The organism is Methylobacterium sp. J-118 (genome assembly GCF_057836565.1).
This window is the reverse complement of record NZ_JBYQFA010000001.1, coordinates 5,223,839-5,240,883: the sequence shown is the minus strand read 5'-3', so window position 1 is coordinate 5,240,883 and position 17,045 is coordinate 5,223,839. Positions and strand designations below refer to the sequence as shown.

Genomic DNA, 17,045 nt, shown 5'->3' with positions numbered 1-17,045 from the left:
CAGTGGGCCCGCTGCCGGCCCGGGACCGCACGATGAAGATCTTCCAGTGCCAGGCTTGCGACCAGCCGGTCACCTTCGAGGCGACCGCCTGCGAGAGCTGCGCCCGGCGTCTGGGCTATGTCTGCGCGGTCCACGAAGTCTCGGCCCTGGAGCCGCAGGGCCACTCGGCCCATCCGCTCATGGGCGGCGCCCCGGTGTTCCACGCCTACGCGGATCCCGGCCGGCGCTACCGGTTGTGCAACAACGCCCTCTCGGGGGCCTGCAACTGGCTGGTGCCGGAGGACGACCCCGACATCTACTGCACCGCCTGCCGCCACAACCGGGTGGTGCCGGACCTGGCGCAGCCCTGGAACCTCGCCCGCTGGCGCCCGGTCGAGGCCGCCAAGCACCGGCTGTTCTACTCGCTGCTGCGCCTAAACCTGCCGCTGGCCACCCGCGCCCAGTACACGGACGGGCTGGCCTTCGATTTCCTGGTCGACCCGTCCGAGAGCTTTTCCGGCGGGCCGCCGGTGCTGACGGGCCACATCAACGGCCTGATCACCATGAACATCGCCGAGGCCGACGACGTCGAGCGGGAGCGCCGCCGGATCCTGTTCGGCGAGCATTACCGCACCCTGCTCGGCCATTTCCGCCACGAGATCGGGCATTATTTTTGGTATTTGCTGGTCATGAACGGCCCCACGATGGGGGCCTTCCGGGCTTTGTTCGGCGACGAGAGCCGGAACTACGTCCTGGCCCTGCAGGACCACTACGCGAAGGGTGCGCCGGCCGACTGGGACGAATCCTACGTCTCGGCCTACGCCACCGCCCATCCCTGGGAGGATTTCGCCGAGACCTTCGCGCATTACCTGCACATCGTCGACACGGTGGAAACCGCCTCGACCTTCGAGCTGCACGTGCGCCCGCGCCTGCGCCACGGGCGGCAGGCGCCGACCGTGATCGACTTCGACCCCTACAACAACGCCGATCTCGACCGGCTGATCGCCGCGTGGCTGCCGCTGACCTACGCGATCAACTCGCTCTCCCACAGCATGGGCCAGCCGGCGCTCTACCCGTTCAAGCTGACGCCGACGGTGATCGCCAAGCTCGCCTTCGTGCACGAGCGGATCTACGCCTCCCGCACCGGGATCCTGCCGGATGACGGCGAGTCCGGGGCCGAGATGCTGCGCGCGGTGATTTTGGGTTTGCGCCAGAAGGTGGCGGCGGCGACGGGGTGAGGACGGGGCGGCCGGCTCAGGTACGCCTTCGGGTACGAGCAATCCTCCGGCATCGATCAGCGCTGCGCCTCCATCGGAGAGCCGTCTTGCGGTGTCAGCGCCGAACTCACGTCGCCGGCAGCGGAGGTGTTTCGCCGTCCGGCCGACCGTGGACCTCCGGCGCCGCCACAAGCGCTTCTCTCGCCTCAGGTGCCAACCAGGGAAGATCCGCTGCCATGAAGGCCGCCGCCGCCTGCTCGATATCAGGAAGGCCCCGGTGCTCCCGACCGAGGGGGCCGCGCGTCACCCTGCGGTCGGGCGCAGCCGGTTTTGGCACGAGCGCAACTTTCGGCACTGGGATCACCTCCGGACCATATGATGAGGGTCACCCAAGTCGGGGGCAAGTGCAAAGCCCTGCACCGTGTACGAGGAGATAAGGCCCGGGTCGACGTGATGAAGCCGAAGCTCCGGCACACCGATCAGCTGCCTGTAGGCTTCCGCCATCGTGAGGGCGATCTCGATCACCTGCCCCTTGAGCGGATGTGTTGGATCAGGATTGCCTTCGAGGAAGTCCAGGGCAACGAACCTGTCCTGGTTCACGGCGCCGACCGCCAAGCCGCACAGCGTCTCGTCGTGCCAGATCGCAGCGTTGAAGCACTTCGGATGGACGTTCTGGAACTTGGCCGACAGCGCGGCCCAGTCCCACGTGACCGGTCGGCGCTGGTGTCCGAGCCAGGTTGCCGTGAAGGCTGCGCGCGCTGCGCCGGCGATGATTTCACCGCGCACGGCGGGACCGAGGCCCAACTTGGCCACCGCCAGCGCACCGGCGCGTGTCAGGCGTTTTGCGTAGGCAGATCTGACCGTGGGGCGTTGCATCAGGTGCCCCGAGAGCTCCTCACGCGACGTCCGGTCATCCGAAGGCCGCCCTCAGCCCACGAGAGCGCAGCGGGCGTTCCATGAGAGGCTCTTGGTCGACCTGCCAGGGCAGCGGCACGCGCGATTCCGGAGGCCGAGCCCGCATGACGCACGCAGATGCATCGATCACAACGCGGCCCGTCGCCCGTCACGCCCCCCCGTGCCCCTCCACGAAGGCGCGGAAGGCTGCGAGCGTCTCGGCGCTGACATGGTGCTCGATGCCCTCCGCGTCCCGCCGGGCCGTCTCGGGGCTCACCCCCAGCGCCCGCAGGAAGCGCTCGACGATGCGGTGGCGCTCCCGCGCCTGGGCGGCGAGCCGGCGGCCGGCCTCGGTCAGGAACACGCCGCGATAGGGCCGCTGCTGGACGAACCCGTCCTCGCACAGGCGCTTGAGCATCTTGGCGACGGTCGGCTGCGCCACGCCGAGGCGGGCCGCGATGTCCACCTGCCGCGCCTCGCCGCCATCGCCGATCAGGTCGTCGATCAGCTCGACGTAATCCTCGACGAGTTCCGAGCGCCGCGCCTCGCGGGCCTGGCGAAAACTCTCCACGTGCTGCTCGGGATCGACCAGAACGGTCTCGGGCGCGCCCTGCTCGGACGGTTCCTGCATCGGCTCTCCCCCCTCGGCTCGCGCGCCGCCCCGGACCTGTCTAGCAAGAACCGGCCATGGGAGGGGAGTCCCACGGGCTCGGCAAATGCCCCCTTGAATCCAGCTCGGCCAACCCTGATTATAGCTTGGGCTATATCTTTGACGAGAGGGTGAGCATGGAGGCGCCGAACGCCGCGACGGTCCCGGGGGGCGCCGCCCCGGGGACGATGAGCGGGCGGGCGGAGGGCGCGATCCGCGACGTCCTCGACGGACGGCCGGGGGGAAGGGGCCGGTTTCTGCTGTTCGCGGGCCCCGCCGTGACGGCGTCGATCGCCTACATGGACCCCGGCAACTTCGCCACCAACATCCAGGCCGGCGCCCGCTACGGCTACGGCCTGCTCTGGGTGGTGCTGCTCGCCAATCTCACGGCGATGCTGTTCCAGGCGCTCTCGGCCAAGCTCGGGATCGTCACCGGAAAAAACCTCGCGGAGCATTGCCGGGACGCGACGACCCGCCCGGTGCGCCTCGGCCTGTGGGGCATCAGCGAGGTCGCCGCCATGGCCACCGACCTCGCGGAGTTCCTAGGCGGCGCCATCGGCCTGTCGCTGCTCACCGGCCTGCCGCTGATGGCCGGGATGGCGGTCACCGCGGTGATCACCTACGCGATCCTGCTCCTGGAGAACGGCGGCTTCCGGCCGCTCGAGATCGCCATCGGCGCGATGGTCGGCACGATCGGCCTCTGCTACGCGGTCGAGCTGCTGGTGGCGCCGGTGGCCTGGGGCGAGGCCGCCCGGGGCCTCGTCACCCCAAGGATCCCGGACGCGGAGGCGCTGACCATCGCGGTCGGGATCATCGGCGCCACCGTGATGCCGCACGCCCTGTTCCTGCATTCCGGCCTGACCCAGGGGCGGGGCAGCCCCCGCAACGAGTCCGACCGGCGCCTGCTGGTGCGCTACTCGAACCGCGAGGTGGTGGTGGCGCTGCTGCTGGCCGGCCTCGTCAACATCGCCATGGTGATCATGGCGGCGGCGGCATTCCATCTCGGCCACAGCGCGGTCGCCGAGATCGGCGAGGCCTACCGGACCCTGACGCCGCTGCTCGGCCCCGCCGCCGGGGCGGCCTTCCTGGTGTCGCTCCTGGCTTCGGGGATCTCGTCCTCGGTGGTGGGCACGCTCGCCGGCCAGATGGTGATGCAGGGCTTCACCGGCTGGCACATCCCGCTCCTCGTCCGCCGGCTCGCGACCATGCTGCCGGCCTTCGTGGTGGTGGCGATCGGGGTCGATCCGACCCGGGCGCTGGTCCTGTCGCAGGTGGTGCTGTCGCTGGCCCTGCCGGTGCCGATGGTGGCCCTGGTGGTGTTCACCCACCGCCGCAGCGTGATGGGGGCCTTCGCCAACGGTCCGCTCACCCAGGCGGCCGCGGTGGCGGGGGCGGCCGTCGTGCTCGGCCTCAACGCGGTGCTGCTGGCGGCGGCGTTCGGGGTGCCGGTGCCGGGGTTGGACTAGCCGCCCCTCACGTCGCCCGCACCACCACCTCCACCAGATTGGCGCCCCCCGACCGGATCCCGGCCTCGATCGCCGGGGCGATGTCGGCGGCCTGGGTCACCCGGCGCGCCGGCACCCCCATCGAGGCCGCCAGCGCCAGAAAGTCGATCCGCGGGTCGGTGAGGTCCATGGCGATGAAGCGGTTGGCGCGCACCGAGGCGTAGTGCGCCTGGCCCTTCATGAAGGTCTTGAGGATGTTGTACTCGGCGTTGTTGATCACCACGAAGGTGACCGGCAGTTTTTCGTGCGCGGCGGTCCACAGGGCCTGGGGCGAGTACAGCGCGGCCCCGTCGCCGACCACGCAGACGACCGGCGCGCGGTCGAGGCCTAAGGAAAATCCCACCGCGGCCGGCATGCCCCAGCCGAGCACGCCGCCGCGCATCGCCGCGTATTGATGGGCCGAGGGGCTGTCGAGGAAGGTGCGCAGGTGGGTCAGCGTCGCGGGCGCCTCGTCCACGATGGTGGTCTGCGCCCCCACCGCCCGGGCGACCTCCCGGGCGGCGACCAGCGGGGCGATCACCGGATCCGCAAAGGCCGCGTCGGCGGCGGCGGCGAGCGCCGCCCGGCGCTCGGCCCGGGCGGTCACGGCTTTGGCGCGCAGGTCCGCGAACGTCGCGGCCCGGTCGGCGAGGCGGGGGCCGAGCAGCGGCAGCAGGGCGTCGAGCGAGGCGCGGATGTCGCCCACCGTCGACAGGCCGGTGGCGTAGGTCCGCCCGAGGTCGCGGACATCCGCAGAGAGCTGGAACACCCGCACCCCCGGCGGCACCGCCGAGACCTCCGAGTAGAGCACGGTGATCAGCGACTTGCCGCCGAGCGCGAACACCGCGTCGTAGCGCCCGAGGATCTCGGCGATGGAATCGGCCCGGGTCGGCAGGTTGCCGGCCCAGAGCGGGTGCGCGGTCGGGAAGGGGATGTGGGCCGGCCAGGACGAGCCGTAGACCGGTGCCGCCAGCAGGTCGGCCAGCGCCACCATCTGGGCCGAGGCGTCCGAGGCGTCGATCTCGTCGCCGGCGATCAGGGCGAGGCGGCCCGGCGCGATCGCGGCGAGTTTTTCGGCCAGCCGGTCGAGGGAGCCCGCCACCGCCCGCTGGTCGATGGTCGAGGTCTCCCCCGCCGGCACCGCGGTCAGGGCGTCCATCACGTCCATGGGCAGCGACAGGAAGACCGGGCCGGAGGGGGCGGCGGCGCAATCGTGGAAGGCCCGGCGCAGCAGGATCGGGATCTGGTCCGGGCTCGTCACCTCCCGGGCCCATTTCATCACCGGGTCGGCGATGGCCACGAGGTCGCCCATCAGCAGCGGGTCGGTGAGCGCGTGGCGCAGGTCCTGCTGCCCGGCGGTGACCACCAGCGGCGTGCCCGAGACCTGCGAGTTCACCAGCCCGCCCATGGCGTGGCCGAGGCCGCCCGCCGTGTGCAGGTTGAGGAAGGCGGGCCGGCGCGCGCCCTGCGCGTAGCCGTCCGCCATGGCCACCGCGGTCGCCTCCTGCAGGGCGAGGATGTAGGCGATGTCCGGCGCCTCGGTGAGGGCGTCGATGAGCGGCAATTCGGTGGTGCCGGGATTGCCAAAAATGTAGCGCACGCCCTCCGAGCGCAGCACCTCCACCAGGAGGTCGGCGCCCCGGCGTCGGCCGGCGGCCTCCACGGTCTCGATCGCCATGCCCGGCCCCCGATGGAATCGGCCCGCAGGCTAGCCCATGGGCGCCCCGGGGCAAGGCCCGGCGACCCGCGCGTCGGGCGGCTGCGGGAGCGGGGCCCCGTCTTGGCTTTCGTCCCCCGGACCGCGCCGATCCCGACCCCGGGACGGGATCGGTCAGACTTGGTATAAGTCCTTGATGTGATGCGCGCGTTCACGCCGGACCGGTCTCCCCGTCGGCGGCGTGCGCTCTGGCCGCAGAGCACGAGGGACCCGACCCCCTGGGATGCGCGTATACCCCGAGCAGCAGGCGCTGGTGGTCGACCGCACGGTCGGGATGCACCCTGCCGCGGCCGTCGGAAGGACACCATGGACCAGCGGACGCCGCCCGATCTGATCCGCGACGCCGAGGCCGCGGCGCGCGCGGTCTCCCTGTCGGCGGCGTTGCGCGCCGGCGCCGAGGATTGCGACGACGGGTTCCCGCGCGCGGACGTCGCCGACCTCGCCCGCCTGGGCCTGCTCGCCGCGCCGGTCCCGGCCGCGATGGGCGGGGCGGGCCTCGGCGCGGAGCCGGGCGCCGGGACGCTGTCCGAGGTGCTGCGCCTGATCGGCTACGGCAGCCTCGCCCTCGGACGGCTCTACGAGGGTCACGTCAACGCGCTCCAGCTCATCGCCCAGCACGGCGCGGCCGGCCAGCGCGCGCGCCTGTTCGCCGACGCCCGGGCGGGCCACCTGTTCGGCGTCTGGAACACCGAACCGGCCGGGGCCGGCCTCGCCCTCGAGGCGGACGCGGAGAGCCTGCACCTGAGCGGCGCGAAGTCCTTCGCCTCGGGCGCGGGCTTCGTGACCCGCGCCCTTGTCACGGCGCGGTGTCCGCAGGGAAGCGGCACGCTCATGCTGGTGGTGCCGCTGGAGCCGGGCACCCGGGCCGACCTCTCGGCGTGGCGGGCCCACGGCATGCGGGCCTCGGCCACCGGGACCCTCGATTTCGGCGGGATCACCCTCGGGCCCGAGGCCGTCCTCGGCGATCCGGACGCGTATTTCGGCCAGCCGGCCTTCTCGGGGGGCGCGTGGCGGTTCACGGCGGTGCAGCTCGGCGGTATCGAGGCCGTGTTCGACGTGTGGCGGGCGCATCTCGTCCGGACCGGGCGCGGGACCGACCCGCATCAGCTCGCGCGTCTCGGCGAGGGCGCCATCGCGGTCGAAGGCGCCAGGCACTGGGTGACGCGGGCGGCCGCAGTGGCCGCGGGGGGAACAGTGCCGCCCGCGCGCGTCGTCGCCTTCGTCAACCTCGCCCGGCTCGCCGTGGAGAAGGCCGGGCTCGACGTGCTGCAGCTCGCCCAGCGCTCCGTCGGCCTGCAGGGCTTCCTGCGCGGGCATCCCCTGGAGCAGCGCGCCCGCGACCTCGCCACCTACCTGCGGCAGCCCGGGCCGGATCGGGCGCTCACCAGCGCGGCGGAGGAAATCCTGGCGGCCGGGGACCGGGTCTCCGACCTCTGGGACGGAGGCGCCCCGTGAGCCGGAGCCCGGCCGACCGCGCCGGACCGGTCCGGGCCGTCTGGCGCGACACGCCGCAGGGCTACGGCCGCGTCAGCCGCGGATTCCACTGGCTGATGGCGGCGCTGTTCGCCTGGCAGTTCGCGGGGGCGCTGCTCTATGTCGGCCTTGGCGACACGGCGCTCACGCGCTTTGTCGGCGGCAGCCACTTCACCCTGGGCTTCACGCTGTTCGCCCTCGTGCTGCTGCGCGGGGCCTGGGGCCTCGCCAACCTTACCCGGCGCCCGCCGCATGCGGGGCGCCTGGGCCGTGCCGCGGTGGCAGGCCATGCCGTGATCTACGCCCTGATGATCGTCGTGCCCGGCCTCGCCCTGCTGCGCCAATACGGGTCGGGGAAGCCGTTTTCGCCCTACGGCCTCCCGGTCATGGCGGCGCGGGACGGCAAGATCGACTGGATGGTGGCGCCCGGCGACCTGCTCCACCATTGGCTGGCCTTCCTCCTGCTGGCGGTGCTGCTCGGCCACATCGCCATGGCCGTGCTGCACCGCGTACTCTGGAACGACGCGGTCCTGACGCGGATGGTCCGGGGCTGAGCGGGGCGGATCAGGGCATGTCCCAGACCATCGATCGCGGCACCCTCGACCGGCTCGTCGCCCTCGGCCGGGCCCGGGGGGAACTCTCGGCGGACGACCTGCGGGCCGCGCTGCCGGTGGCGCACATGGAGGTCGACGCCCTCGTCCTAGTGATGCTGGAACTCGAGGCCGCGGGAATCAGCGTCGAGCCGGACGCCTTCGGCCCCCCCGCCGACCGGCCGATCCCGGCCCCGGCGATCCCCCCGGCGCGGGATCCCGGGCTCGCCCCGCCGGTCCGGCCGGCCGAGCGCGCGGACGCGGCGGTCTCCGGGGCGGAATCCGGATCGCGGCCGGCGGCGCCGGGGGCGGAGCCGGACGACCGGGCGGGGGTCAACCGGGCCGTCGCCCTGGCGGGCCTCGCGACGCTGCTCGTGCTCGCGGCCGTGCTGCTGCTGTGGTGAGGGCCGGGGGCGGGGAACGCTTCCCCCGGCGGCTCCGTTGGCCCGGCGCCGCGTCGGGACCCAGCCCTCCGACAGGCCCGGTCCGACCCGATCCGCCGCCTCGCGGACGCGCCCCAGAGGAAGATCCCGCCCCATGCGCCAAAGCCCCGACGGAACCCTGGCCCTGCTGGTCGCGGCCCTGCGCGAAGGCGCGGCCCATGTCGAGGCGGTGCTGACGCTCGCGCGGATCGAGGTCGACGGCAACATCCGGACCCTGGCGTCGCTGATCGCGATCGTGGGAACGATCCCGGTGCTCCTGATCGTGACCTTCTTCCTCGGCCTCGACGGCGTGGTGAAGCTGCTGGCGCTGCCGCTGGGCTCCGAGGCGCCGGCGGCGCTGATCGTCGCCGCGCCCTTCCTGGCCATGGCGCTGTGGCTCGGCTGGCTCGGGGCGCGCCGGATGGCGCTCTCGAACCTGGAACCCTGGCGGACCTGGCGGCAGGTGAAGCGGGACGCCCGGGCCGTGGCGCGGACCGAAGCCTGACGCCGGAGCCGGTCCTCAGCGTCCCCGGGCGGCCCGCGCCTCCGGGCGCAGGTGCAGGAAGCTGCGCTCGCCCGTGGCCGCCTCGGCGACGTGCTGGATCGTATCGAGCAGCTCGGCCACCGCCTGCGGCGCGACCGGCCGGAATTCGGCCTTCGGCGCGACCCAGCGCTTCCGCGTGCGTCCCGTGGCGATCTGCGCCTCGCTCAGCGCGTCGAAATCCCGGCGTCGGGTCATGGATCTTCCCTCCAAGCTGGGCCTGCGATGGGAAAATCTGCCCGGAACATGGTTGATGGATGGTTAACAGTTGGCCCGGTTCCCCCGTTCGGTCCCCGATCCGATACGGCGCGCGCACCGTCGCGGCGCCGTCCGGAAGGCGACTCGATGCTGTCGGCTTGATCCCCGGACGGGATCCCTCTAAGCAGTAAAAACCTTGGTATATCAATAGATTGGTGTGATTATAAACTGCAGCCTCCGGGCCGCCGCCGGATCCCCGCCGCGGTGACCGGACCCGCCGGACTCGCGCTCGGCACCCGGGTCGCCGGCTCCCTGGCCGGCCTGCGGCCGCTGGCGCCGTTCGTCTGCCTGTACGTGACCTTCGGGGCCACGCTCGGCTTCCTGTCGGGCGGGGCGCCCCTGATCCTGCGGGCGCGGGGGGTGGAACTTGCCGAGGTCGGCCTGCTCCAGCTGATCAACCTTCCGGTCGGGCTCACATTCCTGTGGGCTCCCCTCCTCGACCGCCTGCGCCTGCCGGTCCTGACGCACCGCATCGGCTGGATCGCGGCCGCGCAGGGGGCGACGATCCTCCTGCTCGCCGTCCTCAGCCTCGGCGAGCACTGGCCGCTCCCGCTGCTCCTCGCCCTGGCGGTGGCGGCCTGCACCGGCGTGGCCACCATGGACATCGCCCTCGAAGCCCTGGTGGTCGAGACCGTGCCGGCGGACCGGCGCGCCGCGGTGGCCTCCGCCAAGCTGGCCGGGGCCTCCCTGGGCGGCATCCTGGGGGTCGGCGTGCTGGTCGGCTCCTACGACCGGATCGGCTGGCACGGGGCGGTCCTGGCCTGCGCGGCCCTCGACGCCCTCTGCCTCCTGCCGATCCTGGGCTACCCGGAGGCGCGCCTCCGCGGGATCGGGAACCGGCCGGAGCGATGGTCGGGCTCCCTGTCCCGCCTGCGCGTCCTCGGGGGGCGGGTGCTGGTGCTCGGGGCCTACTTCGCCGCCGCCTACCTGCTCTCCGGGCCCAACGCCCTGGCCCTGCTCGATCTCGGCGTCCCGCTCGGGCCGGTGGGCTTCCTGACCGGCACCGTCCTGCCGGCGGTCAATCTGGTCATGGCGCTGGCGGCGGGCGGCCTCGCCGCCCGGTTCGGCACGGTCCGGCTGATCGCCCTGGGCGCCGCCGGAATCCTCGCCTCCGGGGGGCTGATGGCCGTCGCCTGCGCGGGCGGGATGGCGGACCTCGCGGTCGCCGCCACGGTCCTGAACTTCGTCGCCGGCGGGTTCCTCGGCGTCCCGGTGTTCAACATGATCTACCGCTGGGCCCAGGGGCCGAAGCCCGCCACCGACTACGCGCTGCTGTTCGGGGCGGCCTTCTTCGCCGCGATGCCCCTGCGGGTCGCCGCCCCGGCGCTGGCCGGCTGGATCGGCTGGCCGGGCTACTTCGCCGCCGCCCTGGCGCCCTACGCGGTCGCGGTGGCCTGGCTCGCCGTCGCGGTGAACCGGACCCTGCGGGCCGACCGGGCGGGGCTGCGATGACCGCCCGACTGATCGCCGAACTGGCCGCCCGGGTCCCCGACGCCCTCGCGGCCTACCGGGACGGCGTCGCGGCCGGCCCCGGCGGCCCGGCGGCGACGCCGCTCCGCGCCCTGCGCGATCCCGGCGTGTTCGACGCGACCCTCGCGGCCTTCGCGGCGGGGCTCGGCCCGGATGCGGGCCGCGACCGGCGCGTCCTGGTCTCGTACTGGAGCCAGTTCTACCTCGCGGCCCTCGCGACCCCGGCGCTGACCGCCCTGGTGCGCCTCGGCCGGCCGCTACCGCTCGCCTTCGACGCCGTGAGCCTCGAATGCGACGGGGCCGGCCGGCCCTGCCGCTTCCGCCTCCCCGCGGACGCGCCCGGCCGCACAGCCTGCCCGGCCCCCGGCCTCGCCGGGCTGGTGGAGGCGCACCTGCGCCCCTTCGTGGACCTGTGCCACACCCGGTGCGGGATCGCCCCGCGGATCCTGTGGGGCAACGCCGCAGTGATCCTCGACCACGTCGCCCGGGAACTCGGCGCCCCGGAGGCCTCGTCCTGTGACGACGTCGCGTCCGGCCTCGGATGGCGCGGCGGGCCGGGCTGCTCTATGAGCCCCCTGGCCCAGGCGCTCTGCCCGGGGGATTCGGGCTGCCGGCGCCGGCGTGTCTGCTGCCTGCGCCACCGCCTGCCGGGGGTGCCGTCCTGCGGCGCGCTCTGCCCCGTCGACTGCGCCGCGAAACGCCGATCCGAGCCGCGATGCTGAAGGCCTTCCTCGCCTATTACCGGCCGCACCGGACCCTGTTCCTGGTCGATTTCGGCTGCGCCGTGCTGTCCGGCCTGCTGGAGCTCGGCTTCCCCATCGCCGTGAAGGGCTTCATCGATTCCCTGCTGCCCCGGCAGGATTGGGGGCTGATCGTGCTCGCGGCCGCCGGGCTCGCGCTGATCTACGTGGCCAATGCCGGGCTGATGGTGGTGGTCACCTACTGGGGCCACGTGCTCGGCATCAACATCGAGACGACGATGCGGGAACGGGCCTTCGACCACCTGCAGAAGCTGTCCTTCCGCTTCTACGACGCCCAGAAGACCGGCCACCTCGTCGCCCGGGTGACCAAGGACCTGGAGGAGATCGGCGAGGTCGCCCATCACGGGCCCGAGGACCTGTTCATCGCGGTGATGACCCTGGCCGGCGCCTTCGCGCTGATGCTCATGGTCCACGCCCCGCTGGCCCTGATCACCGGGGCGATCCTGCCGGTGATCGCCTTCGTGTCGATCCGCTACGGCGGCCGCATGACCCGCAACTGGCAGGCGCAGTACGGCCGGGTCGGCGCCTTCAACGCCCGGATCGAGGAGAATGTCGGCGGGATGCGGGTCGTCCAGGCCTTCGCCAACGAGGCCCACGAGCGCGCCCTGTTCGCCCGCGACAACGCCCGCTACCGGGACACCAAGCTCGAGGCCTACCGGCTCATGGCGGCGGGCCTGTCGATCAACTATCTCGGCCTGCGCCTCGTGCAGATCGCGGTGCTGCTCGGCGGCGCCGCCTTCGTGGTCCGGGGCGACCTGACGCCCGGCGGCTTCGTCGGCTTCCTGCTGCTCGTCGGGGTGTTCTACCGGCCGCTGGAGAAGATCGGCGCGGTGGTCGAGACTTATCCGAAGGGCGTCGCGGGCTTCCGCCGCTACCAGGCGCTGCTGGCCACCGAACCCGACATCACCGACCGGCCGGGCGCCCGCGCGGTGGAGGCCTTGCGCGGCGACATCCGCTTCGCGGGGGTCGGCTTCGGCTACGGCCCCGGCCGGCCGGTCTTCACCGGCCTCGACCTCGCGGTGGCGGCCGGGGAGACCGTGGCGTTCGTCGGGCCCTCGGGCGTCGGCAAGACCACGCTCTGCGCCCTGCTGCCGCGCTTCTACGAGGTCGAGTCCGGCCGGATCACGATCGACGGGATCGACATCCGCGACCTGACGCTGGCTTCCCTGCGCCGCCAGATCGGCATCGTGCAGCAGGACGTGTTCCTGTTCGCCGGGACGATCCGGGAGAACATCGCCTACGGCCGCCTCGACGCCACGGAGGCGGAGATCGACGCCGCCGCCCGGCGCGCCCGGCTCGGATCGATGATCGACGCCCTGCCCGAGGGGCTCGGCACGGTGGTGGGCGAGCGCGGGGTGCGGCTGTCGGGCGGCCAGAAGCAGCGCATCGCCATCGCCCGGGTGTTCCTGAAGAACCCGCCGATCCTGATCCTCGACGAGGCGACCTCGGCGCTGGACACGCAGACCGAGCGGGAGATCCAGCGGGCGCTGGCCGATCTGGCCAGCGGGCGCACGACCCTGGTGATCGCCCACCGCCTCGCCACGATCCAGGACGCCGACCGGATCGTGGTGCTGGGGGCGGGGGGCGTCGTCGAACAGGGCCGGCACGCGGCGCTGCTGGTCGCGGACGGCCCCTATGGCCGCCTGCATGCGGCCCAGTTCGGGGGCGTCCGCGCGGCGGAGTGAGGCCGCCGGCCGCCGCGGCGGCCCACCCGCGCCGACAAAAAAGCCCGCCGCGGCACGGGCCGGGCGGGCTTTGAGGTGATCTCGTCTCGGAGACCTTCTTCGTAGAGACCGAACCGGGGCGATGCATCCCCTATCCGGGTGAGGCCGGCACACGATCCTGCGACCGCACGCGCGATCCGGGCCGCGGCGCTCTCAGCCCCCGAAGGCGCGGGGCGGCAGGCCCCGGACGCCGACGTCGAGTTCGAACAGGGCCCCGGCCTCCGGCACGGACTCGGCGCCCCGGGACGCCGAGGTGACGAACAGGCGGTCGAGCCCGTCGCCCGCGAAGGCGCAGCTCGTGATGTTGGGGGCGGGGAGGGGGATCGCCCGGATCAGGCGCCCGTCCGGATCCACCCGGCTCAGCCGGCCGCCGCCCCAATGGGCGATCCAGAGGCAGCCCTCCTCATCCGTGGTCATCCCGTCGGGCCAGCCCCAATCCTCCGGGAAGCGCAGGAAGGCCCGCTTGCCCGAGAGCGTCCCGTCCGCGGCGAGGTCGAAGGCGTAGACCGTCCGGGCGGCGCTGTCGCTGTGGAAGATGATCCGGCCGTCGAGGCTGAAGGTCGGCCCGTTGGCGACGCCGTAATCGCCGTCCATCCGCTGCCAGGTCAGGTCGGGGTCGAGCCGGTGCAGGGACCCCGAGACCGCGGTCTCGGCCTGGTGCATGCTCCCGGCCCAGATCCGGCCGGCGAAATCGACCTTGGCGTCGTTCAGGCGGTTGTCCGGATGGTCCGGCTCAGGGTCGCCGATCGGCGTGAGCCGGCCGGATTCCAGGTCGAAGGTCGCGAAGCCGCTCTTCAACCCGACGATGAAGTCCCGCCGTCCGGCCCGGGGGATGATCCAGCCCAGCGGCTCCGGGAACGGGCGCGTGCCGGTCCCGCCGCCGGCGAGGTCGAGCCAGTTCAGGGCCGGCGCCTCGATGTCGACCCAGAACAGCCGCGCCCGCTCCGGCACCCAGATGGGCCCCTCGCCCAGCCGGTCGCGCCCGGCGCGGGGGACGATGCGGATGTTCGGATCCATGGATTCCCCCTTCCGGTCAGGCCGACGGGGCGGGGCCGGGCCGGCAGCCCCACAGGGCGTAGGCCAGGACGTAGAGTTCACAGGCGGCCGTGATCAGGAAGGAGCGCTGCAGCCCGAACCGGTCCGCCGCCCAGCCCTGCGCCACCACCAGGGCTCCGCCCGCGATCGCCATGATCAGCAGCCCGGCCCCCGCCTCGGTGAGCGGCCCCAGGCCGCGGATGCCCAGGGTGAAGATCGTCGGGAACATGATCGCGTGGAACAGCCCGACCGAGATCAGCGCCCACAGCGCCACCGGGCCGGTGGCGAAGGCCGCCACCAGCATCACCGCGCAGGCGCCGACCGCCGCCGCGGCCAGCACGGTCTCGGCCGGCCGGCTCTGCATCAGGTAGCTGCCGGCGAAGCGGCCGACCATCATCCCGCCCCAGAGCAGGAACAGGTAGCGCGACGCCTGGGCGTGGGTCAGGTCGCCGATCTCCGGCTGCGACGCGAAGCTGATGAACAGGTTCGACACCCCGATCTCGGCGATCAGGTAGATGAAGATCGCCGGCACGCCGAGCACGAGGTTGCGGTGGCGCCAGAGCGATCGGCCGGCGCGCGCGGCCCCGGCGGCCCGGCGGGCGGTGCCGCCGTCCCCCATGGCGGGGAGCGGGAAGCGGGCGATCACCACGGCGAGCCCGATCAGGATCGCCGCCACGATCAGGTAGGGGAGCTGCACCGACTGCGCGTCCGCCAGGCGCTCGGCGGGGGTCAGAACGGTGCCCGCCGCGGCGTTGCCCGAGGTCGAGCGGCCGAGGATCAGGTAGCCGCCGAACCTGCATTCCTGGCCGTTCCCAGCAATCCCTCAAAGGTCTGATCATGCATGGCTTTTTCAAAGCCGGCGTCCCCCGTGGACCCTTGGCGTCCCCCCAAATCCGCGTTTATGATGTGGGTAGAAGCGCGGGTGAAAACCATATGCAGGGTAAGCTCACGGCCCTCGGCGTGGCAAGGTTGAAGACGCCGGGCATGTACGGCGACGGGCACGGCCTATGGCTGCAGGTCACCGGCAAGGGGGCCAAAAGCTGGATCTTCCGGTTCGCGCTGGCCGGGCGAGCGCGGGAGATGGGGTTGGGCTCGGCCCACACCTTCAGCCTTGCCGAGGCGCGAGAGCGAGCCCGCGACTGCCGCAAGCTGACGGCTGATGGCATCGACCCGATCGAGACCCGCAGGGAAATGCGCCAGGAGGCGGCGCTAGAGGCCGCGAGGACAATCACCTTTCGTGGCTGCGCCGAAGCCTATTTCGAGGCCCACAAGGCCGGCTGGCGCAACGACAAGCACATCGCGCAGTGGTCGAGTTCGATGGAGGCCTACGCCTACCCGGTATTCGGGCACCTGCCGGTGCAGTCGATAGACACCACCCAGGTGATGAAAGCGCTGGAGGCGATCTGGGCAACCAAGCCGGAGACGGCCAAGCGGGTGAGGGGGCGGATCGAGTCCGTCCTCGATTGGTCTGCGACCCGGGGTTACCGGCGCGGCGAAAACCCGGCCCGCTGGCGCGGGCACATCGCCAACCTGCTGCCGAAGCGATCCAAGGTGAAGAAGGTTAAGCACCACGCGGCGATGCCCTTCGCCCAGGTGCCCGCCTTCATGGCGGAACTCCGCAATCAAGATGCTGTCGAGGCCCTAGCCCTGGAGTTCGCGATCCTGACGGCTGTCCGATCCGGCGAGGCCACCGGCGCTCTCTGGTCCGAGATCGACCTAGAGACCGGGATCTGGACCGTGCCAGCCGAGCGGATGAAGGCCGGGGTCGAGCACCGGGTGCCGTTGTCAGCACCGGCCCTCGTGCTTCTTAAGCGGATGCAGGGCGCCCACGACACGCTGGTCTTCGTGGGCAGCCGGAGCAAGCGACGCCTCAGCGACAAGGTTCTGCGCAACATGTTGGTGAAGGTCGCCAGCGTCGATGCGACGGTTCACGGTTTCCGATCGTCATTCCGCGATTGGGCCGGCGAATGCACCTCGTTCCCACGAGACCTCGCCGAGATGGCGTTGGCGCACACGGTCGGCGATGCGACGGAGCGCGCCTACCGGCGTTCCGATCTGTTCGAGAAGCGGCGCGAGCTGATGGACGCTTGGGCGCTCTACTGTTCCGGAACGCGATCATGAAGGACGTGTGGACCTGGGAACAGATTAAGGCGTGGCATGACGAGCACGACAGTAAGCGCGCCGAGGAGGCCAAGCGCAATCTGAAGCGCCGAGCGATGGAAATCGACACTAATGTTCAGAAAGCGCTAAAACTTGATCATCTGAGCGCAAATGATCGCGGCGCATTGAATTACGCTAGGCAGGAGATGGTTCCGCGCTGGAGCGATATCGAAATCACGATGGCTGCCGTCGAGCAGCTTAGTCCTGAATTATATAGAAGACTGATCAAACAGCTAGATGATTTCACTGCCGGCCTAGTACAGGGCGCAGATAAAGGCGGCGTCACTGAGAGCGCATGGCTGTATGTAAAGAAGAAAGTTTCAAGCAAACATACCGAGCCGGGGCGGAAGGCATCAGCCAAGAAACAGACCAGAAGAGATCAACTTCTCGATGAACATTTTGGTGAACTCGTTGATAGTGGACTCAATGGTCAGCGTCTCTTGGGAGCCGTTCTCGAGCTGCTCTCACACGAGCCGTTGAAACCCGGCCTGAGCAAGCCGAGTCTGCGGTCCGTTACAGCTTGGGCCACCAACTATCGCCGGACGCGCTCTTGGAGGCCACAATCAAAGGCAAATGCGCAGACCTAATAAGTCTGCGCGCAGAGCTATCACGATTGCGCAGCGTGCTGGGTCGACTGAGCGCGTTCAGTATCCCAAGTTGATGCCGTCCCC

17 protein-coding genes are annotated in these 17,045 nt (G+C 71.7%); 11 read left to right on the top strand and 6 right to left on the bottom strand.

The genetic code is table 11. The features are described 5' to 3' along the window. Window positions 1-32: 32 nt before the first annotated feature. On the top strand, window positions 33-1,217 hold the full coding sequence (locus AC3IF3_RS25680; RefSeq protein WP_243968243.1) for a zinc-binding metallopeptidase family protein: 1,185 nt from the start codon (window positions 33-35) through the stop codon (window positions 1,215-1,217). Between the two features lie 339 nt (window positions 1,218-1,556). Here the strand turns inward: AC3IF3_RS25680 and AC3IF3_RS25675 are convergent, their stop codons facing one another. Together AC3IF3_RS25675 and mntR are read right to left on the bottom strand one after the other, a co-directional pair. Next, entirely contained in the window at window positions 1,557-2,072 is a 516-nt protein-coding gene (locus AC3IF3_RS25675) for a hypothetical protein (protein ID WP_489230794.1), read from the bottom strand. 187 nt (window positions 2,073-2,259) lie between these two features. Continuing rightward, window positions 2,260-2,721, bottom strand: a complete 462-nt coding sequence (gene mntR / locus AC3IF3_RS25670) for a manganese-binding transcriptional regulator MntR (protein WP_243968246.1) — start codon at window positions 2,719-2,721, stop codon at window positions 2,260-2,262. Between the two features lie 155 nt (window positions 2,722-2,876). Between mntR and AC3IF3_RS25665 the strand changes: the two genes are divergently transcribed. Next, window positions 2,877-4,205, top strand: a complete 1,329-nt coding sequence (locus AC3IF3_RS25665; protein ID WP_489230792.1) for an Nramp family divalent metal transporter — start codon at window positions 2,877-2,879, stop codon at window positions 4,203-4,205. A 7-nt stretch (window positions 4,206-4,212) separates the two neighbouring features. On the opposite strand, the gene AC3IF3_RS25660 is transcribed toward AC3IF3_RS25665, so the two are convergent. Continuing rightward, window positions 4,213-5,901 carry a thiamine pyrophosphate-binding protein gene (locus tag AC3IF3_RS25660; protein ID WP_489230791.1) on the bottom strand — a complete coding sequence of 563 codons (1,689 nt, stop codon included), beginning with the start codon at window positions 5,899-5,901 and terminating at the stop codon, window positions 4,213-4,215. Window positions 5,902-6,246: 345 nt separating this feature from the next. Between AC3IF3_RS25660 and AC3IF3_RS25655 the strand changes: the two genes are divergently transcribed. From AC3IF3_RS25655 to AC3IF3_RS25640, 4 genes are all read left to right on the top strand, one after another. Next, the gene (locus AC3IF3_RS25655; RefSeq protein WP_489218755.1) at window positions 6,247-7,395 is read left to right on the top strand and encodes an acyl-CoA dehydrogenase family protein; all 1,149 of its coding nucleotides are present in this window, start codon (window positions 6,247-6,249) and stop codon (window positions 7,393-7,395) included. Continuing rightward, window positions 7,392-7,967, top strand: coding sequence for a cytochrome b (locus AC3IF3_RS25650; RefSeq protein ID WP_243968252.1), 576 nt, complete (start codon window positions 7,392-7,394; stop codon window positions 7,965-7,967). The genes AC3IF3_RS25655 and AC3IF3_RS25650 overlap by 4 nt, the downstream gene beginning before the upstream one ends. 17 nt (window positions 7,968-7,984) lie before the next feature. Beyond that, on the top strand, window positions 7,985-8,407 hold the full coding sequence (locus AC3IF3_RS25645; RefSeq protein WP_243968253.1) for an RNA polymerase sigma factor region1.1 domain-containing protein: 423 nt from the start codon (window positions 7,985-7,987) through the stop codon (window positions 8,405-8,407). A gap of 133 nt (window positions 8,408-8,540) precedes the next feature. Beyond that, a complete protein-coding gene (locus AC3IF3_RS25640) occupies window positions 8,541-8,930 on the top strand; it encodes a phage holin family protein (RefSeq protein ID WP_243968254.1) in 390 nt (129 codons plus the stop codon). Window positions 8,931-8,945: 15 nt separating this feature from the next. Here AC3IF3_RS25640 and AC3IF3_RS25635 read toward each other — a convergent pair whose 3' ends face one another. Beyond that, window positions 8,946-9,164 carry a hypothetical protein gene (locus AC3IF3_RS25635; RefSeq protein WP_243968255.1) on the bottom strand — a complete coding sequence of 73 codons (219 nt, stop codon included), beginning with the start codon at window positions 9,162-9,164 and terminating at the stop codon, window positions 8,946-8,948. Between the two features lie 264 nt (window positions 9,165-9,428). Here AC3IF3_RS25635 and AC3IF3_RS25630 point away from each other — a divergent pair, with 264 nt between their 5' ends. Genes AC3IF3_RS25630 through AC3IF3_RS25620 form a run of 3 tightly spaced genes read left to right on the top strand, consistent with a single transcriptional unit; the run spans window position 9,429 to window position 13,140 of the window. After that, window positions 9,429-10,676 carry an MFS transporter gene (locus AC3IF3_RS25630; RefSeq protein WP_243968256.1) on the top strand — a complete coding sequence of 416 codons (1,248 nt, stop codon included), beginning with the start codon at window positions 9,429-9,431 and terminating at the stop codon, window positions 10,674-10,676. Then, window positions 10,673-11,416 (top strand): siderophore-iron reductase FhuF, encoded by a 744-nt coding sequence (gene fhuF / locus AC3IF3_RS25625; RefSeq protein ID WP_243968257.1) that lies wholly within the window; start codon window positions 10,673-10,675, stop codon window positions 11,414-11,416. Before AC3IF3_RS25630 ends, fhuF begins: the two co-directional genes overlap by 4 nt. Continuing rightward, a complete protein-coding gene (locus AC3IF3_RS25620) occupies window positions 11,410-13,140 on the top strand; it encodes an ABC transporter ATP-binding protein (RefSeq protein WP_489230790.1) in 1,731 nt (576 codons plus the stop codon). Before fhuF ends, AC3IF3_RS25620 begins: the two co-directional genes overlap by 7 nt. 192 nt (window positions 13,141-13,332) lie before the next feature. Here AC3IF3_RS25620 and AC3IF3_RS25615 read toward each other — a convergent pair whose 3' ends face one another. Together AC3IF3_RS25615 and AC3IF3_RS25610 are read right to left on the bottom strand one after the other, a co-directional pair. Continuing rightward, on the bottom strand, window positions 13,333-14,196 hold the full coding sequence (locus tag AC3IF3_RS25615; protein WP_489230789.1) for an SMP-30/gluconolactonase/LRE family protein: 864 nt from the start codon (window positions 14,194-14,196) through the stop codon (window positions 13,333-13,335). Between the two features lie 16 nt (window positions 14,197-14,212). After that, window positions 14,213-14,911: an MFS transporter gene (locus tag AC3IF3_RS25610; protein ID WP_489230788.1), complete on the bottom strand. Its 699-nt coding sequence runs from the start codon at window positions 14,909-14,911 to the stop codon at window positions 14,213-14,215. Window positions 14,912-15,147: 236 nt separating this feature from the next. Here AC3IF3_RS25610 and AC3IF3_RS25605 point away from each other — a divergent pair, with 236 nt between their 5' ends. Continuing rightward, window positions 15,148-16,335 carry a tyrosine-type recombinase/integrase gene (locus AC3IF3_RS25605; RefSeq protein WP_489231368.1) on the top strand — a complete coding sequence of 396 codons (1,188 nt, stop codon included), beginning with the start codon at window positions 15,148-15,150 and terminating at the stop codon, window positions 16,333-16,335. Then, window positions 16,332-16,961 (top strand): hypothetical protein, encoded by a 630-nt coding sequence (locus tag AC3IF3_RS25600; RefSeq protein ID WP_489230787.1) that lies wholly within the window; start codon window positions 16,332-16,334, stop codon window positions 16,959-16,961. Before AC3IF3_RS25605 ends, AC3IF3_RS25600 begins: the two co-directional genes overlap by 4 nt. The last annotated feature ends 84 nt before the right edge of the window (window positions 16,962-17,045 follow it).